General features: G+C 29.7%; 18 protein-coding genes. 3 read left to right on the top strand and 15 right to left on the bottom strand.

What is annotated here, in order from left to right:
- Positions 1 to 2: 2 nt before the first annotated feature.
- The 11 genes from eutJ to pduA are packed head-to-tail and all read right to left on the bottom strand — an operon-like array spanning position 3 to position 8,848.
- Positions 3 to 815 carry an ethanolamine utilization protein EutJ gene (gene eutJ, locus H8923_RS14270; protein ID WP_153972663.1) on the bottom strand — a complete coding sequence of 271 codons (813 nt, stop codon included), beginning with the start codon at positions 813 to 815 and terminating at the stop codon, positions 3 to 5.
- Positions 816 to 828: 13 nt separating this feature from the next.
- Positions 829 to 1,476 (bottom strand): phosphate propanoyltransferase, encoded by a 648-nt coding sequence (gene pduL, locus H8923_RS14265; protein WP_153972607.1) that lies wholly within the window; start codon positions 1,474 to 1,476, stop codon positions 829 to 831.
- Positions 1,477 to 1,504: 28 nt separating this feature from the next.
- Entirely contained in the window at positions 1,505 to 1,786 is a 282-nt protein-coding gene (locus tag H8923_RS14260) for a BMC domain-containing protein (RefSeq protein WP_153972606.1), read from the bottom strand.
- Positions 1,787 to 1,803: 17 nt separating this feature from the next.
- A complete protein-coding gene (locus tag H8923_RS17665; RefSeq protein WP_153972605.1) occupies positions 1,804 to 2,598 on the bottom strand; it encodes a BMC domain-containing protein in 795 nt (264 codons plus the stop codon).
- 31 nt (positions 2,599 to 2,629) lie between these two features.
- Positions 2,630 to 2,989 carry a glycerol dehydratase reactivase beta/small subunit family protein gene (locus tag H8923_RS14250; protein WP_153972604.1) on the bottom strand — a complete coding sequence of 120 codons (360 nt, stop codon included), beginning with the start codon at positions 2,987 to 2,989 and terminating at the stop codon, positions 2,630 to 2,632.
- Position 2,990: 1 nt separating this feature from the next.
- On the bottom strand, positions 2,991 to 4,808 hold the full coding sequence (locus H8923_RS14245; protein ID WP_153972603.1) for a diol dehydratase reactivase subunit alpha: 1,818 nt from the start codon (positions 4,806 to 4,808) through the stop codon (positions 2,991 to 2,993).
- A 22-nt stretch (positions 4,809 to 4,830) separates the two neighbouring features.
- Complete coding sequence (locus tag H8923_RS14240) at positions 4,831 to 5,334, bottom strand: diol dehydratase small subunit (protein ID WP_153972602.1); 504 nt, start codon at positions 5,332 to 5,334, stop codon at positions 4,831 to 4,833.
- Positions 5,335 to 5,349: 15 nt separating this feature from the next.
- Positions 5,350 to 6,015 (bottom strand): propanediol/glycerol family dehydratase medium subunit, encoded by a 666-nt coding sequence (locus H8923_RS14235; RefSeq protein WP_153972601.1) that lies wholly within the window; start codon positions 6,013 to 6,015, stop codon positions 5,350 to 5,352.
- A 17-nt stretch (positions 6,016 to 6,032) separates the two neighbouring features.
- The gene (locus H8923_RS14230; RefSeq protein ID WP_153972600.1) at positions 6,033 to 7,694 is read right to left on the bottom strand and encodes a propanediol/glycerol family dehydratase large subunit; all 1,662 of its coding nucleotides are present in this window, start codon (positions 7,692 to 7,694) and stop codon (positions 6,033 to 6,035) included.
- A 29-nt stretch (positions 7,695 to 7,723) separates the two neighbouring features.
- A complete protein-coding gene (pduB, locus tag H8923_RS14225) occupies positions 7,724 to 8,542 on the bottom strand; it encodes a propanediol utilization microcompartment protein PduB (protein WP_153972599.1) in 819 nt (272 codons plus the stop codon).
- 27 nt (positions 8,543 to 8,569) lie between these two features.
- Complete coding sequence (gene pduA / locus H8923_RS14220; RefSeq protein ID WP_147540568.1) at positions 8,570 to 8,848, bottom strand: propanediol utilization microcompartment protein PduA; 279 nt, start codon at positions 8,846 to 8,848, stop codon at positions 8,570 to 8,572.
- A gap of 401 nt (positions 8,849 to 9,249) precedes the next feature.
- Between pduA and H8923_RS14215 the strand changes: the two genes are divergently transcribed.
- Entirely contained in the window at positions 9,250 to 10,392 is a 1,143-nt protein-coding gene (locus tag H8923_RS14215; RefSeq protein WP_153972598.1) for a 1-propanol dehydrogenase PduQ, read from the top strand.
- A 43-nt stretch (positions 10,393 to 10,435) separates the two neighbouring features.
- Here H8923_RS14215 and H8923_RS14210 read toward each other — a convergent pair whose 3' ends face one another.
- Positions 10,436 to 11,497, bottom strand: coding sequence for a response regulator (locus H8923_RS14210; protein WP_153972597.1), 1,062 nt, complete (start codon positions 11,495 to 11,497; stop codon positions 10,436 to 10,438).
- Positions 11,490 to 12,731, bottom strand: coding sequence for a sensor histidine kinase (locus tag H8923_RS14205; protein WP_153972596.1), 1,242 nt, complete (start codon positions 12,729 to 12,731; stop codon positions 11,490 to 11,492). Before H8923_RS14205 ends, H8923_RS14210 begins: the two co-directional genes overlap by 8 nt.
- 302 nt (positions 12,732 to 13,033) lie before the next feature.
- Here H8923_RS14205 and H8923_RS17775 point away from each other — a divergent pair, with 302 nt between their 5' ends.
- A complete protein-coding gene (locus tag H8923_RS17775; protein ID WP_317982883.1) occupies positions 13,034 to 13,588 on the top strand; it encodes a metal-dependent hydrolase in 555 nt (184 codons plus the stop codon).
- A 56-nt stretch (positions 13,589 to 13,644) separates the two neighbouring features.
- Here the strand turns inward: H8923_RS17775 and H8923_RS14195 are convergent, their stop codons facing one another.
- A complete protein-coding gene (locus tag H8923_RS14195) occupies positions 13,645 to 14,247 on the bottom strand; it encodes a TVP38/TMEM64 family protein (RefSeq protein ID WP_153972594.1) in 603 nt (200 codons plus the stop codon).
- 218 nt (positions 14,248 to 14,465) lie between these two features.
- Positions 14,466 to 15,362 carry a mechanosensitive ion channel family protein gene (locus H8923_RS14190; RefSeq protein WP_153972593.1) on the bottom strand — a complete coding sequence of 299 codons (897 nt, stop codon included), beginning with the start codon at positions 15,360 to 15,362 and terminating at the stop codon, positions 14,466 to 14,468.
- A gap of 265 nt (positions 15,363 to 15,627) precedes the next feature.
- On the opposite strand from H8923_RS14190, the gene H8923_RS14185 reads away from it, so the two are divergent.
- Positions 15,628 to 15,825: a cold shock domain-containing protein gene (locus H8923_RS14185; protein WP_153972592.1), complete on the top strand. Its 198-nt coding sequence runs from the start codon at positions 15,628 to 15,630 to the stop codon at positions 15,823 to 15,825.
- Positions 15,826 to 15,893: the final 68 nt, after the last annotated feature.

The raw sequence follows: 15,893 nt of genomic DNA, 5'->3' as shown, positions 1-15,893 counted from the left end.
TTCTATACACTACAATTCATAGCTATACCAAGAGGTGTTACTAAAAGTGGCTCTATAGGTTTTATAGTGTCTACCTTAGTTTCCTTTTTAAATATTCTTTCAAATTCATTAAAACAACATGCACCACCTACTACGTAGATAGCATCAACATCATATCCTTGAATATATTTACTTACAATCGATGCCATTTTTTCAACTACTGGCTTAACTATAGTAAATACATCTCTTTCAAGAGATTTATCTTTTTTCATTTCCTCAGCTTCTTCAAATGATTTTTTCATAAATCCAGCTAAAACTAAAGTCATATGAGTACCACCAGTAGGCTCATCAGCAGTAAATACAACCTTGCCATCTTTTATTATACTAATTCCAGTAGTACCACCACCTACATCTACTACAGCTCCATCACGTATACCAAGCACACAAGATGCAGCGGTTGGCTCATCAATCACATTTATAACTTCTAAATCCGCTGATTCTACTACATTAGCAATTACTTTTGTATTCCCCTCTGTAATCCCTGGTGGTATTGCTGTAGCTGCTTTTGTAAGAGGTACTCCTATAATAGCTTCAACTTGATCCTTTAGGTCTCTTACAACTCTAGTTGCACCTATATAATCTACAACTATTCCATCTTTTACTACACTAGATGGATACATAGCACCAGCTATAGGTCTATTATTAGAATCTACGACTGATAAAACTATATTAGCTGTTCCTAAGTCTACTCCTACCTTTAACTCTCCTTCATAAGGATTGCACTTTTTATTCTTTATAAGTTCTGAAAACTCTTCTATTAGTTTGTTGCAATTCATTAAATCCAAGTTATCACCTATTTTCTACTATCTTAACTAAATCCCCATTCTTTACAAGACAAGCATTTGCTTCATCCATATCTAAGTGCATTTCAAGAGTATACTTATCAGATACTCTTACAAGCACGTTTCCAAGAACAGCTTTTCTAATTCCACTTATTTCAACACTTACTTCATCTTTATCTCTAATATTCAACTTATTAGCAGTTTCAGGAGTCATATGTATATGTCTTAAAGCTGCTATAGTTCCTTTTTTTACTTCTATACTCCCTTTAGGCCCAATAATTGTTATTCCTGGTGTATTATCTAACTTTCCAGATTCTTTTATTGGTGGATTTATTCCTAATTTAAAACCATCTGAAATTGAAATTTCAACTTGAGTTTCATCTCTTAAAGGTCCTAAGATTCTAACTTTTTTAAATTCACCTTTAGGACCTTTAATTGTCACAACTTCATCAGCAGCAAACTGACCTGGTTGTTTTAAATCTTTTATCTTAGTTAACTCATATCCTTTTCCAAAGAGATGGTTCAAATCTTCTCTACATAAATGTATGTGTCTGTTAGAAATACCTATAGGGATTAAAATTTCTTCATTCTCATTTAATTTTTCAATTACCTTTTGTGTTATTAGCTTTACTAAAGCCTCTTGAGATATATCCATTTTAATCACCTTACAATACTATATAATTTTATTGCTCTGAAGTTTTTGGTAATATTTTCTCAACATCTGTGTGAGGTCTTGGTATAACGTGTTTAGATACTAATTCTCCAACTTTTTCAGCAGCAACTGCACCTGCATCTACAGAAGCTTTAACAGCTCCAACATCTCCTCTTACCATTACTGTTACTAATCCTGAACCTATCTTTTCATATCCAACTAAAACTACGTTAGCAGACTTAGTCATTGCATCTGCTGCTTCTATCGCTCCTACTAATCCTTTAGTTTCTATTAATCCTAATGCTTCTCCCATGGTAATACCTCCTAAATTTATTTATTTTGATCTTCATAGTGAATACACGTAGTTTTTAAATCACCCTTTTGTCTTGGACATTTTGGATCTTTACATAAATTACATGTATACTCTACTTCAGTTGTATTTTTTTTCTTAAATTTATCTAATATATCATGCATTAAATTATAACTATCTTTAGAATCATCTTCACTATTATCTATTTGAGATAATTCTTGATTATTATCTTCTATATAATTCGATTCTTCTATTTCAGAATTATCTTCTTCTTCAACATTAACTTTATGTTCAATTACTTCTTGTAAAGGTTCTTTTTCCTCTATTTCAATTTGAAGATTATTTTTTTCTCTTGATGTTTCTACTTCTTCTGTGTTGATTTTATTTTCACCTATCTCTTCTAAAACATCTACATCTATTTTTTCTTGAGGATTTTCTTTATCTTCCTCAATATTTTCTTTATTTTTACCCTCATCACTGTCTTCGTATATTTCAACTAACTCTTCTACTGCTTTTTTACTTTCATATCCAACAGTATCACAGTTTCTCATTAAGAAATCTATACCTAAACTTGGACGAGGTATTACTTTTGTACTAAAAACCTTACTAACCTTATTTGCTGCAATAGTAGCTGCTTCAATAGCTGCCTTTACTGCACCTACATTACCTTCTATTTTTACAACAGTCATTCCGTTACCTTTAGTAAGTTCATAACCAATCAAAGTTACATTTGCAGATTTCAAGCAAACATCAGCAGCTTCTATTCCAGCAGCAAGGCCTACTGTCTCTATCATTCCTATTGCTAGCTGAGACATCTAAATACCTCCTTTGATAATAACTAAAGCTTTACATTTCTTTAAATGGCATCTTTACAACTAATCTTGCTGCATTTGCACCTAAAGATCTTATTTTAGTAGAATCACTATTTCTTTTTATAATGAAAAGAGGTGAATCTTTTTTTAATTTATTATAGTGAAGCACTATAGTATTATCATCAATTCCTATTCCCACTCCAAGAGATGATTCTACACTTGCTTTATAGCCACTATCAACTGCATTTTCAATGTTTACGGGTAATATTTCATAAGGTATGCCTTCTTCTTCTATCCCCCATAATACTTCTTTTATATCAGTTTCTTTTAATTTACTTTGATCAAAAAATACTTTTATAACAGGCTTACTATTAATCATAGACTCCATTCTCATACTAGTTCACCTCTTCTATTGAAGATAGTATAAGACCTGTTGCAACTGCATTTCTTGGCCCTTCTATGCCCCTTATATTGGCTCTACCAGCAACTACATTATATTGAGATAATGCATCTGTTACTAATTGTGGAACTTCAAAATCTAATGCTGATCCACCTACTAAAACAACGAATTCTATATCTCTAATATTATTTGTTGGACTAACCTCTGATAAAGCCCTTAATGCATTAGTAACAAATACTTTTTCTTTTGCTTGTTTTCTGACTAATTTAATCTTTTCTATAGATTTATTTCCATCTATAGGTATCATCATATCTTCCTTCAATATAACTACTTTTGCAAAGAATTTAGGATCTAGAGGTTCATTAAAAAATTTAACAGTTCCATCTTCATGTCTTAAGTTAAATAAACTCTCAACTTTTGCTAATGGATATTTTTTAATATCTTCCGCTAAATCAAAATCATCTAATCCTAGTTCAGATTGAATTAGCATAGTTACCATATTCCCTGCACCTGCTAGATGTATCGATTTTATTTCTCCACTTCTAGTGATTATAGATGCATCTGTAGAACCTGCACCCATATCTAGAATTGCAAGTGGTTTATTGGTACCAGGAGTTGTTAAAGCTCCTCTTATTGCCATATCAGCTTCTACTCCACCTACTTCAACAGGTACTTGTAATTTATCTGATAATTCATCTGCTATCATTTGCATTTGAAGTTTATCAGCTTTTACCATAGCTGCAATTCCTACCGCATTTTCTAAAGAGAATTCTTTTGCAAGACCTCCTTTAACACTTTGTGGTACAAAAGTATCTACGGCTAATAAATCTTGGATTTTTATAACATTAGGATGTTGATTAGTAAGTTGACTCATTACATGTCTTACCTTTTCTAACATGCCTCCTGCATTAGTTCCCGGTTCACCCTTTACATCGCATATCTCATTAACAGAGTTTACAGCTTGCATTATTTTTTCTGCACCTTCATCTACATTTACACAAGCTCTTTTATTTTTACCGATTACTTCTACTATCCCTGCTGGAATACGTCTTTCCTTAACATCTCCCTTAGGAGTTTTTATAACTACTGCAGATCTATTTCCAATTAATGCTCTAGCTATAGGAACAATATGTTTTGTTTCCTCTGAAGTTAAATCAAAAAGAGTTGCTATTCCATATGGATTAGAAAGTACTTCGATTACCCTACCTACTGGAGCAACTTCTATAGCAGCTCTCATCCCAATAGGTACTTTATCAACTAAACTCACTTCATCTACTATAGGAATTTTATTTTCTACTCTATTGTTAATTAAAACTCCATCATCTTTTTTAACTATTGCTCCTTTTATATTAAGTCTATCATTATGTTTATTTATTAGCTTTGCTGCATGTTCAAAATCCACTTCATCTGGTATTACTACTATTATATTTTCATTATCCTTCATTTTTGAAAGATCAGTTATAAGTGTAGTTATACCAACTCCTACTCCCTCACCTCCTGGAGTATTTGGATTATGACCTATCATGGTAGACTCAGTTATAATAGTTTCTGTTATAGTCTCCATAGCTACATCTCCAATTACGGGAGCTGCCTCATTAACGCGGATTCTATCTAAATCATCTACGCTAAGTCCTACTTTGTCTAAGGACTGTTTCAATGATTGAAACAGTCCATTAATATTTTTTTTAGTTCCCTTAATTCCTGTAGTTGGTACTATACCACTAGATAAAAACTCAATCTCTTTACCTTCTATTTTAGCTAGAGCCACTTCCGTAGTAGCATTACCTATATCTACACCAGCTACTATTTCCATAGCATACCTCCCTAGTTAAGTATTAAGCTTTAAGTCTTCCTCTTTTTTCATAAACATCAGCTGCTTCTCTAACGAAATCTGCATTTACTTTGCAACCATATTTTGTTTCTAATTCATCAGCTATAGCAAGTAATTCTACTTTAGTTGATCTGTATGGTCTTAAAGCATTGTATATTTCAAGTATCCTTTTATCCGGTACTGATATAAGCTCTGCTGCTCTTCTTAAGTTAGAAGCAAAAGCTCCTCTATTTACTGACTCAGCTACTTGAGCTTGCATTTCTAAAGTTTCTGGAGATATTCTCATATCTTCAGATTTTATTTGACCAGCTATGACTTTTTCTAAAGTTATATCTGCAAGATTCATTCCAGACTGAGATTTTATTTGATCAGGTATTTTTTCACCTAAAGGATAATTTTCTTTAGATACGCTACCTTGACAGCATTCTTTTTTAGCTACAGGAGCTTCTCCTCCCATAGTTTTTAAAACTTCTTCAACTATTTGTTTTATTAATACATCTTGGTTCATCTTGTCACCCCCGTTTTATTTAAACTCAATTTTTAATTCTTGAGGTTTCTTATTTCTATCTGCATACTCAGTTTCCTTTATATGAAGTAATGCAGCTATTGCTTGATATTTTGGTCTTGCCATTTGATCATTTTTTACTGGAACTGGTGCTGGAGATTCATTTTTAGCATATTTAGCAGCATTTTTACCTATAGCTCTAAATGTTTCTAAATCTATAAGTGGAGCTTGAGAGAATAATTCTAAGTTACTTAATGGGAATAAATCCTTTTGATGTATAACACTTGTTCCTTTAGATTGTATTCCTATACCTATTCCTGAACCACTAAGTTCAGCAGCATCATGAGCTATAAAACAAACATCTGATGTTCTGTATATTTTTACAAATCTATAGCTTAAACCTTCTTCTTCTATACCTGCTATAACTTCTTTTAAAACTTTAGCATGATCTATACCTATTATTGTTTTAGTTTGATGAACACCAAATGCTGGTGCTAAACCTATAACAACTTCATCCGCTCTATTACTTGGTACGAAATCACCTATTTCAGTTACAACAAGAGAACTTACTTCTTTGGGTATTTCTTCTTTTTTAGGCTCTACTGAATCTTCGCTAGCTCCACCAGCCATTTCTTTTAATACTTCTTCTATAACACTTTTTAACATTCTTTCATCTATTGCCATCTTTTATCACCTCTTTCTTAATAATCTTCTGGGCTTTTAGCATTAGTTATATTTTTAATTTCTTCCCATCTTTCACCTTCAACTTGGTATCCTGTTTTTGGACCATTGTAAGTGTTAGGACAGTTAACTGCACTGTGAACTTTAAAATCTTTATCAAGTATTGCAGCTGTATGTAAGTAATCTCCTGCTACTTTTTGTTTAGAAAGTTTAAATACGCTATCAGCTACATCTTCAAATCCCGCTCTGTAAAGAGCTTTTATTATATCTATACCAGTAACACCTCTTGCCATCATTTCTTCTGCAGCTTTTAAATCTTCAACTACATTTCTATTTGGCATATCCTTACTACCATGAGCATAAGTAGCCGCTTCAACTTCTTCGTCAGTTATTTCAGTAAGTCCAAGTTCTTTAAATAATCCTTGTATAGCTCTTGCAGCTTTATTTCTTACTCTTATTACATCTTCTTCAGTTACAGGTCTTAAACCACCATCTATTTTTAAATCTCTTTGGATTACATTCCAGTCATCATAATCATCTGCATCCCAGTTAGAACCTGCAAACATATTATCATAGTTAGGAGTTGCACTATATCCAGAGCATATAAAGTCAGTTCCTGGGACCATTTGCATTAACGAACGAGCAACTCTTCTTAAGTCAGAGTGAGTAAATGTTTGGTCATTACTTGAAGCACACTCTAGGTCAAGCATTGCAGCAATTAAGTTTTCTGCAAGTATAGCTCTTATACCACTTGGAACACCTGCTGGTACACCAACACAACTTACTGAACCATTTTGTATCCCTTGAACTCCGCAGCCTTTAGTTACATATAAACATCTAGCTTCTAAGTAAAGCATTGATTTACCTTCAGCATATCCCATTTGAACTTCAGAACCAGTTCCTGAAGTAAATCTCATTTTTAATCCCCTTGAAGCGTATGAAGATGCTAAAAATCCTTTAGACCAAGGAGTATCATCTCCATCCATAAATACTGGTTCAGTTCCATATACAGAAACTGTTTCTGCATAAGCAGTAAAACCTTTCATACCTAATTCAAGCTCTGTTGCTTCTTCAACAGCACACTGAGTAAGTATTCCTGGTCTACCAACTTGAGCACCAACCATTATAGCAAGTGCATTAAATGGAGCATATCTAACTATACCAACTGTAGTTTCTTGCTCATCAAATCCTCTAAGTGCAGCTTCTGCTGCATCTGCTGCTATTTGGATTGGATTATCTTTTACATTTGTAACGTGGCATTGATTTGATGGTGTTTGTCTTGCTCTCATCTTAGTCATAGACATCATCATTTCTAGTACATTCATTTGAGATACAACTTCAGTTATTTTAGCAGGAGTCATAGCAGTTGTTAGATTAACTATATCACTTCTTTTTACATTTATATCAACTAGCATTCTTGCTAACTCTAAAGAATCCATTTTCATAACTTCTTCAGTTTTATCTAAATTAATAGCATGATCAGCTATAAAATAATCAAGCATATCAAAATCTTTTCTTGCTTTTCCATCTAATTCTACAACAACTCCATTTTCTAATTTTATACTTGGAGTTGGATCATTTGGCCCTTCCATTGCTATTAAACCAACTTCTGGCCACTCTTTAACGAAACCATCTTGGTTTACTGGTCTATTTGCTAAAACTTCAAAACGTTTAGATTTCAAAACGCTCACTCCCCTCTAATTCTTAGTTTTTATATATATGGTACTGTTGATGAAACTATCTCATCATTAGATAAAGTTCCTAAAACTTGTTTTCCAACTTCTCTAGCAGCTATTATAGCCTGTCTAACTGCCCCAGAGTCTCCAGAGAATTGTAATATAACCTCATTTGAATGGCTAGTTCCACCATTTCCTGGTGTAGCATATCCAACTATATCAACATTAGCAGCTTTAACCGCAGTATCAGCTAATAAAACACCTATTGCAGCAGGAGCTCCAACAGTTATACCAAAAGATTTTCCTATTGGTGCACCAAATGCTTTATTTAATGCATAACTAGCTCTTGCAGTATATTGAAATTCTAAGTGACCTGCACTAGTTCCGTATACATCACCGAAAGTTCTATTTAATTCTTTTAATGTAACTTCAACAGCTCTTCTTGCATCTGAAACATCTTCAGCTCCAAATATAATTAAAGAACCGTGTCCAGCTCCACCTTCAGTATCTCTTGGAAGTTCTATTAATAATATTTCACTGTTAGTAGCCTTAACAGCTTCATCAGCAGCAAATATATGTGGTCCTGCACCTGTTCTACCACCAACTATTCCAATCGATCTAAATTTTTTATCTATATTCATTAATTCATGTAAATTATAATCTACATTTGCAATTACTAGTCCTATTGTATTTCCTATTGCAGTTCCTACAAATTCAGTTAATCCACAACCTGTTGTACAAAATCCTGAAGCATCTTCTACTTTAGCTTCTACAACAGCTGGTTCTTCAGCTGGAGTATCTCCCATTTTCTTCATTACTTGGTCCATTATTTTTGCCATTAAATCTTCATTCATATTAATATCCTCCTATAACCCAATAAATTAAAATTCTTTTGGTAATATTTTTTCAACATCAGTGTGTGGTCTTGGTATAACATGTATAGATACAACTTCTCCAACCTTCTCAGCAGCAACTGCTCCTGCATCAACTGAAGCTTTAACTGCTCCTACATCTCCTCTTACCATAACTGTAACAAGACCAGAACCTATTTTTTCATATCCTACTAATGTAACATTAGCAGATTTAACCATTGCATCTGCAGCTTCCACAGCTCCAACTAATCCTTTAGTTTCTATCATACCTAAAGCTTCCTTTTGCATGGTTCCCCCTTCCTAGGACTATCAAGGTTTAATATCCTAATCATATAAAATTTAATCTTATGTACATGAACAAATATGTATCACATACATCTTAATTAAATTTTATACTAGTCTTATGGCAAATTTATTAACTTATTAGTATACTTTTTAATCTTATTTGAGTAAAATAATAACTAAAAATTACTCTTGAAATCATTTTCCTAAACTGTGCTGTCTACTTTTTTTTAATAAATGATAAATTTTTATACGTTTTTAAAATATTAATATCGAATATTTAATTTAAATACACATTTTTAATCTGTAGATGCAAATTTTTGTTATTTAAAGTTTTCTTGTTAGCATTAAACTATAATATACGTATAAAATTTAATCTAAACATTTAGGTCGATGGAGGTGTCATAATGAATCAAATAAATAGTTTTTATATAAATCCTAAAATTTCATTTGGTGAAAATTCTCTTTTAAGTTTAAAAAATTTTGGATTCACAAAAGTTTGTATAGCCACAGATAAGTTTATGGTAGAAAGTAGACTTATAAATAAAGTTACAGATATATTAGATAATAATAATATTGATTATCATATTTTTGATGAAATAACCCCTGATCCATCTACAGAAATCATTGAAAAAGGACTTTCTCATATTGTTAATCTAAAACCTCATGCTCTAATTGCAGTTGGAGGTGGCTCTGTTATTGATGCAGCAAAAGCTATAATGTACTTTTGTATTCAACTTAAGAAAAACTTTATCGAAGAAGATAAGATAGATAAGCCTTACTTTATTGCTATACCTACAACAGCTGGAACAGGTTCTGAAGTAACAAACTTTTCAGTTATAACTGATGCTAATACAAAAAATAAATTTCCTTTAACTAACGATATTATGTTACCTGATGAAGCAATTTTAGACCCTATTTTAACAGTTTCTGTTCCAAAAAGTATAACTGCTTCAACTGCAATGGATGTTCTTACCCATGGAATAGAAAGTTATATTTCAACTAATAGTAATATATTTTCTCAAATGTATGCTTTAAAATCTATAGAATTGATTAGATTAAATCTTTTAAAATGCTTCAAAGATCTACATAATATGAAATATAGAAATAATCTTCAGATTGCATCTTGCATGGCAGGTATTTCTTTTAATAGCAGTGGCTTAGGTATTACACATAGTATCGCACATGGTTTAGGATCATCATTTCACCTACCACATGGACTTTGTAATGCTATTGTACTCCCTTATATTATAGAATTTAATGGTAGAGATGCAAAAACTCGTGAATGCTATGTTAAAATTTTAGAAATCATGGGTGCTTCTAATGTTAGCTCTAGTGAATCGGCTGCTATTTTAAAAGAAGTAATTATATCATTAAATAAAGCCTTAGAAATTCCTCTAAACCTTAGAAGTTTAGATATAAATAAAAAGCAGTTTGATGCTATAGTACCAAACTTAGCTCAAACTGCTTACAAAGATATATGTACTTCTACTAATCCTGTATCCGCTAGCATTAATGATTTAGATAGCATAATTAGAAGATTATATTAAGTATTAAATAAAATGGGTGTATAGATAATTTACACCCTTATACCTATTTAATTAAAGAACATAACTTCTTTTTTAAATATTGCTCTCTATATTCACTTGGAGTTAAACCAACTTTCTTTTTAAATACTTTACTAAAATAATTTGACTTACTATAACAAAGTTCAATTGCAATATTAGAAATAGGCATATTTTCATCTTCTAACATATCCTTAGCTACTTCAATTCTTCTATCAGTTAAGTAACTTATAAAGTTAACTCCAGTTTCTTTTTTGAAAATTTTACTTAAATAATGTGGACTAAGATTAACATAACTAGCTGCATCTTCTAAAGTTATATTTTTATTAATATTTCTCTTAATATAATTTTTTATATCTTTTACATAATTATTTGATGTGTTATCTTTTATTAATATTGAATCAAATATATTATTTACTAGATTTACGAACTCACTTAATAGCTCATTCTTTTGTAAATAATTATAGTTTCCTTTTTTCATTTCAACTATTTTATAATTTATCTTTGGATCAATATAAATATTCTGATTTTTACAAATTTCTTCTAATTTATTTATAAAATTATTTATATCATCAACAAGAACTTTTTCATCATTACTCTTATAAAGAAAATCTACATATTCTTTAAGCATTTCAACACTTTCTTTATATGAATTATTTAATATGTATATTTTAAGCTTATTTATATATATTTCACTGTAATTACTATTTAAATTTTTATTATTTATGTTTAATATTTTTTTCAAACTGTCTACAATTTTTTGTGGTCTAATTGGTTTTTCTAAATATTTACTAATATTAAGATTCATTATTTTATTTTTTGTTGCTAAATCATCATAAGCTGTAGTTACTATAATATGTATATCTGCATACTTTGATTTTATATATCTGCATAAATCAATTCCATTTATACCAGGGATATTTATATCCAATAATATGACATCCAAATTTTGTTCATCAACTATTTTTCTTGCTTCTATACCATTTGATGCTTCTAGTACCTTAATATCTTCTTCTAGTTCCTCTTGTATAATTGATTTTACACCTTTTCTAGATAAATATTCATCATCAACAACTAGAATATTAAACATATATAACCTCCTTGTCCATTGGTAAAGTAATTCTTACTAATGTCCCTTTATCTTTCTCATTTGGACTATGTATTTGAAGTTGGTACTCATCTCCATATAAATATGTCAATCTTTTATTTATATTGTAAAGTCCTATACAGTTTTTATTTTTTATATACTCAATACCTTCAAGTATACTTTTAATTTTATTTTTATCTATTCCATCTCCATTATCACATATATCTAAAATGAATTTTTTATTTTCTTTGTATGCAGTAATATCAATTTTTCCACCATGAATTCTAGGTTCAACTACATACTTAATAAAATTTTCAATTATAGGTTGAAGTATCATATATGGGCACTTTATATTATAGAAATTTTCATCTACATCTAGCGTATATTCTAGTCTATTCCCAAATCTAGTTTTTTGTATTTTTAAATAATTCTCTATATATGCTAACTCATCTTCTAGATACACTGTGTTAGAATTATCTTTTCTTAAGCTATACCTAATCATATCTGCAAAATTATATACAAACTCTTCTGTTTTATATGCTTTTTCTAATCTAGCCATATTTGCAATTGTATTTATTGAGTTAAACATAAAGTGTGAGTTTATTTGATTATGTAAAGATTTTAACTCAGCTTCTTTTAAGTCTCTTTCTAATTCGATTCTTTTATTTTCTTCTTCCATTAGCTTAGTAGATTTATTATTTAATTCTTCTCTAACTACCCTTAAGAATTCACTATCTACCATGTATTTTGACATTTGATAAATCAAATTAGCTGCATCTTCTACTTCTTTATACGTCTTAATTTTTATTTCTTTATATGCATTGTGTATTTCTTTATTGCAACTCCAATTTGTATCTCTTCCAAAATTCCCAATTCTCTCATCTTCTTTGTCTTTTATTTTGACTTGACCACAAAGTATAGCCCCAACATAGTTATCCTCAATCATTATTGGTACAGCAAAATCATATAATCCTGCATGACACTTGTAAATATGAGGTTTTCCACTTATTGCTGATTGGACTCCACCATAAGCATCACATTTATGACACATAGATGCCATTTTTTTATCTTTCCTAATCATATTACAAAAATTTGTAAAGTTACTTGGTTTAGTAATAGGCTCACCATTGTACTTTACTGTAATAGCAGATATTTTTGTAGTATCAGAAAAACTATCTTGTATATTTTGTAAAACCTTAACGTCAATGAGCTTATCTAACTGAATCATACTTATCATAAAAAACGCCCCTAACTATTTTTTATCCCCATTAGAAATACTAAAAAATTTATATTTACTATATTATAAAGTTTAATAAAATTACTTCATATAATTAATATAATAAAATTCTAGCATATTTTCTTTGATAATCAATTTATTTATTTAATTTTTAAAATATATTTTTCTATAAAAATCAATGAAACTCTTATCCTTCTATAATTAACATAATTTTTACATTTTCTTTATTGAAATTAAATATCTAATATAAATTTTTTTGAAAAATAATTTTATTTACTATATAATGTAATAAATTACATTATATGTCAATTGGAGGATTTATGACAAAAGAAACTCATATAAAGGGAGGATATATATTTGCTTTATTAGCTCTTCCTTTTATTTATAATGATTATTTATTGCAGTATAATTTATACTATCGAGTTATACTTTTACTTATATATATTTACTTTTCTTACTTTGGGTCTTTAATACCCGATATAGATATGAGAGGTTCATATATTAGTAAAAGATTTCCCACTATACATAAGAAAATTGGTAAAAAGCTTCGACATAGAAGTCTTACACATAGCTTAATATTTATATTAATTCTATCATTTTTAGGAGAACTACTTTTACAATATAGTGATAATAATATTGTATTTTTCTGCTTAGTCAGTGGTATTATTGTAGGAGTCTTTTCACATATTTGCCTTGACTTAATTACTAAAGAGGGCGTGGAGCTATTCTATCCAATTACTATTAATCTCTCAATACTATCAATAAAAACTAGTTCAAAACTAGAAAAAAGTATTTGCAAGATTCTTAATTTCATTATTATATTTCTTCTAGGATATAGATTTTATTTATTCGTCTAATATACATAAATTTATTAAAGTAAAAAACGGGTCATAGTTTCTCTATAACCCGTTCTTTACTTTAATTCATTATTTATTTCTAGAAATTCTTCTTCACTATGATCAAAACTTGAATTAACTTTATTACCTATCATCCATGCTAATAATACTATTAATGAAAATATTATTATTTTTATAGGATTTGTAATAAAACCTCTAATATCGCTACCTATATAACTTACAACCACAAACATTATAAACTTTCCGCTTAACATTGCTGTTGCAAAATGTTTAAATTCAGATTTACATAAAGCTGAGGATATCGTAACTAAACATGCTGGCATAAAAGGACATGCATAAGCTATGAATAATAATTTAAATCCCTTACTTCTAACTTTCTCTACTATTTTTTGTGTTTTTCCATTTCTATATTTATTAATAAATTTATTATCACTAAATTTACTTACTATTAAAAACAGCGCTAATGTCCCAAGTCCTGAACCTATCCAAGATACTACAAGCCCCATACCGAGACCGAATACAGCTGCATTTACTGTTACTATTGCAACTAATGGTAATATTGGCAAAAAACTTTCTATAAATGTACTAAATAATCCTACTATCATTGTAAGGAACCAATAATCATGTGCTAAATTAAATAATCCTTGAATATGCTCCATTTATTCTCTCCCTCTCTTAATCGCCTTTATAAATCAAGTATACCTTATTTACATTAAATATATCTTACTTTTTTCTTACAAATTTGTAACGCTTCTATTAAAATATAAAAGGCCATATTCACTTTTATAACCTCAAATTTATTAATAAAAAATTAAGCATAATAAATTCCCCCCAGTCTAATTAACAGGGGGGAATTTTGCTTTTTTTAAATTACTAATTATTTTTTGTTTTCTGTTTTATAATTTACATGTAAATCCATTTGAGGATATGGTATTGTTATATTTTCTTCATCAAATCTCACTTTAACTTGTTCTAGTAAATCATAATAAATAGTCCAATAATCATCTTTATTACACCAAACTCTAACCCCAAAGTTTACCGAGTTTTGAGCATGCTCAACTATACCGATAAATGGTTCTGGATCATGTGATATTAAAGGATGATTATCGATTATTTCTTTTAATACTTCTCTAACATGAATTACATTGTTCTCATAACTTACATTAAATATTAAATCAACTCTTCTATTTTCTTTAGCTGAGAAGTTTATCAAGCTATTATTTGATAATGTCCCATTTGGTATTAATGCTACCTTATTATCTATAGTAAGTAAATGGGTGTAAAATACACCAATTTGCTCGACAGTGCCTTCATATCCAGCAGCTTGTATATAATCCCCCACTTTAAATGGTCTTAGTAAAAGAATTATAAAACCTCCTGCAAAGTTGGATAGACTTCCTTGAAGTGCAAGACCTATTGCAACCCCGGCTGAAGTAAATAAAGCAACAAGTCCTGTAAGCTTAACATCCCATATAAGCGTAACTACTAGTAACACTAATATAGCTTTTAATCCACCTATTGAGAAAGATTTTAAAAATCTTCTTAATGTAACATCTACATCTCTTTTCTCCAAGAAATGCTCAAATTTGTTAACAACCTTTTTTATTATCTTAAAACCTATTGATATAATCAATAATCCAACTATTAATCTTACACCGCTATCTATAGACCAATTAATAAATTTATCCAATAGTGTAGATGTATCTAAGTTTTTTAAGTTTAAAGATTCTAGTTTTTCTAATACTGTCGCAACTTCTTTTTCACTCGTTGGCATAAATTCCTCCTTATTCTACATCTTTTTATAAAATAAATTATTTTTTTATATTTTTTATTATAATACACTATTTTTTTTATTATGTCCATAATTAGCAAACTTTCTTTTAGTTATATAATAGTCATATAAATTTTAAGTTTTCTAAATTTTTTTTAATTTTCACCTTGTATTTATTTTTTTTCTATGTTACTATAAATTAACAGACAAGATAAGGTAATTATTTATCTTATTAGTTTGTATTTTTTATATAATTTGGAGGTTCACGATGAACGGAATAGTAAAATGGTTTAACAGCGAAAAAGGATTTGGATTCATATCTGTAGAAGGTGGAGATGACGTATTCGTACATTTCTCAGCTATACAAGGTGACGGATTCAAGACTTTAGAAGAAGGACAAGCAGTTAGCTTTGAAATAGTTGACGGAGCTAGAGGTCCTCAAGCTGCTAACGTAAACAGAATATAATTTATTTTTAATATAGATATTAATATAATAGATTTATTCAGAAAAAAAGAAGCTTATGGCTTCTTTTT

Source organism: Romboutsia faecis (assembly GCF_014323405.1).
Lineage (GTDB): Bacteria > Bacillota > Clostridia > Peptostreptococcales > Peptostreptococcaceae > Romboutsia_E > Romboutsia_E faecis.
Note: the sequence above shows the minus strand (reverse complement) of the source record. Positions and strands in the feature narration are given on the sequence as shown.

Excerpts from the sequence above, each read along its gene's own strand:
- eutJ (WP_153972663.1), bottom strand. The coding sequence starts at position 815 with ATGAATTGCAACAAACTAATAGAAGAGTTTTCAGAACTTATAAAGAAT.
- pduL (WP_153972607.1), bottom strand. The coding sequence starts at position 1,476 with ATGGATATATCTCAAGAGGCTTTAGTAAAGCTAATAACACAAAAGGTA.
- H8923_RS14260 (WP_153972606.1), bottom strand. The coding sequence starts at position 1,786 with ATGGGAGAAGCATTAGGATTAATAGAAACTAAAGGATTAGTAGGAGCG.
- H8923_RS17665 (WP_153972605.1), bottom strand. The coding sequence starts at position 2,598 with ATGTCTCAGCTAGCAATAGGAATGATAGAGACAGTAGGCCTTGCTGCT.
- H8923_RS14250 (WP_153972604.1), bottom strand. The coding sequence starts at position 2,989 with ATGAGAATGGAGTCTATGATTAATAGTAAGCCTGTTATAAAAGTATTT.
- H8923_RS14245 (WP_153972603.1), bottom strand. The coding sequence starts at position 4,808 with ATGGAAATAGTAGCTGGTGTAGATATAGGTAATGCTACTACGGAAGTG.
- H8923_RS14240 (WP_153972602.1), bottom strand. The coding sequence starts at position 5,334 with ATGAACCAAGATGTATTAATAAAACAAATAGTTGAAGAAGTTTTAAAA.
- H8923_RS14235 (WP_153972601.1), bottom strand. The coding sequence starts at position 6,015 with ATGGCAATAGATGAAAGAATGTTAAAAAGTGTTATAGAAGAAGTATTA.
- pduB (WP_153972599.1), bottom strand. The coding sequence starts at position 8,542 with ATGAATGAAGATTTAATGGCAAAAATAATGGACCAAGTAATGAAGAAA.
- pduA (WP_147540568.1), bottom strand. The coding sequence starts at position 8,848 with ATGCAAAAGGAAGCTTTAGGTATGATAGAAACTAAAGGATTAGTTGGA.
- H8923_RS14215 (WP_153972598.1), top strand. The coding sequence starts at position 9,250 with ATGAATCAAATAAATAGTTTTTATATAAATCCTAAAATTTCATTTGGT.
- H8923_RS14210 (WP_153972597.1), bottom strand. The coding sequence starts at position 11,497 with ATGTTTAATATTCTAGTTGTTGATGATGAATATTTATCTAGAAAAGGT.
- H8923_RS14205 (WP_153972596.1), bottom strand. The coding sequence starts at position 12,731 with ATGATAAGTATGATTCAGTTAGATAAGCTCATTGACGTTAAGGTTTTA.
- H8923_RS17775 (WP_317982883.1), top strand. The coding sequence starts at position 13,034 with ATGTCAATTGGAGGATTTATGACAAAAGAAACTCATATAAAGGGAGGA.
- H8923_RS14195 (WP_153972594.1), bottom strand. The coding sequence starts at position 14,247 with ATGGAGCATATTCAAGGATTATTTAATTTAGCACATGATTATTGGTTC.
- H8923_RS14190 (WP_153972593.1), bottom strand. The coding sequence starts at position 15,362 with ATGCCAACGAGTGAAAAAGAAGTTGCGACAGTATTAGAAAAACTAGAA.
- H8923_RS14185 (WP_153972592.1), top strand. The coding sequence starts at position 15,628 with ATGAACGGAATAGTAAAATGGTTTAACAGCGAAAAAGGATTTGGATTC.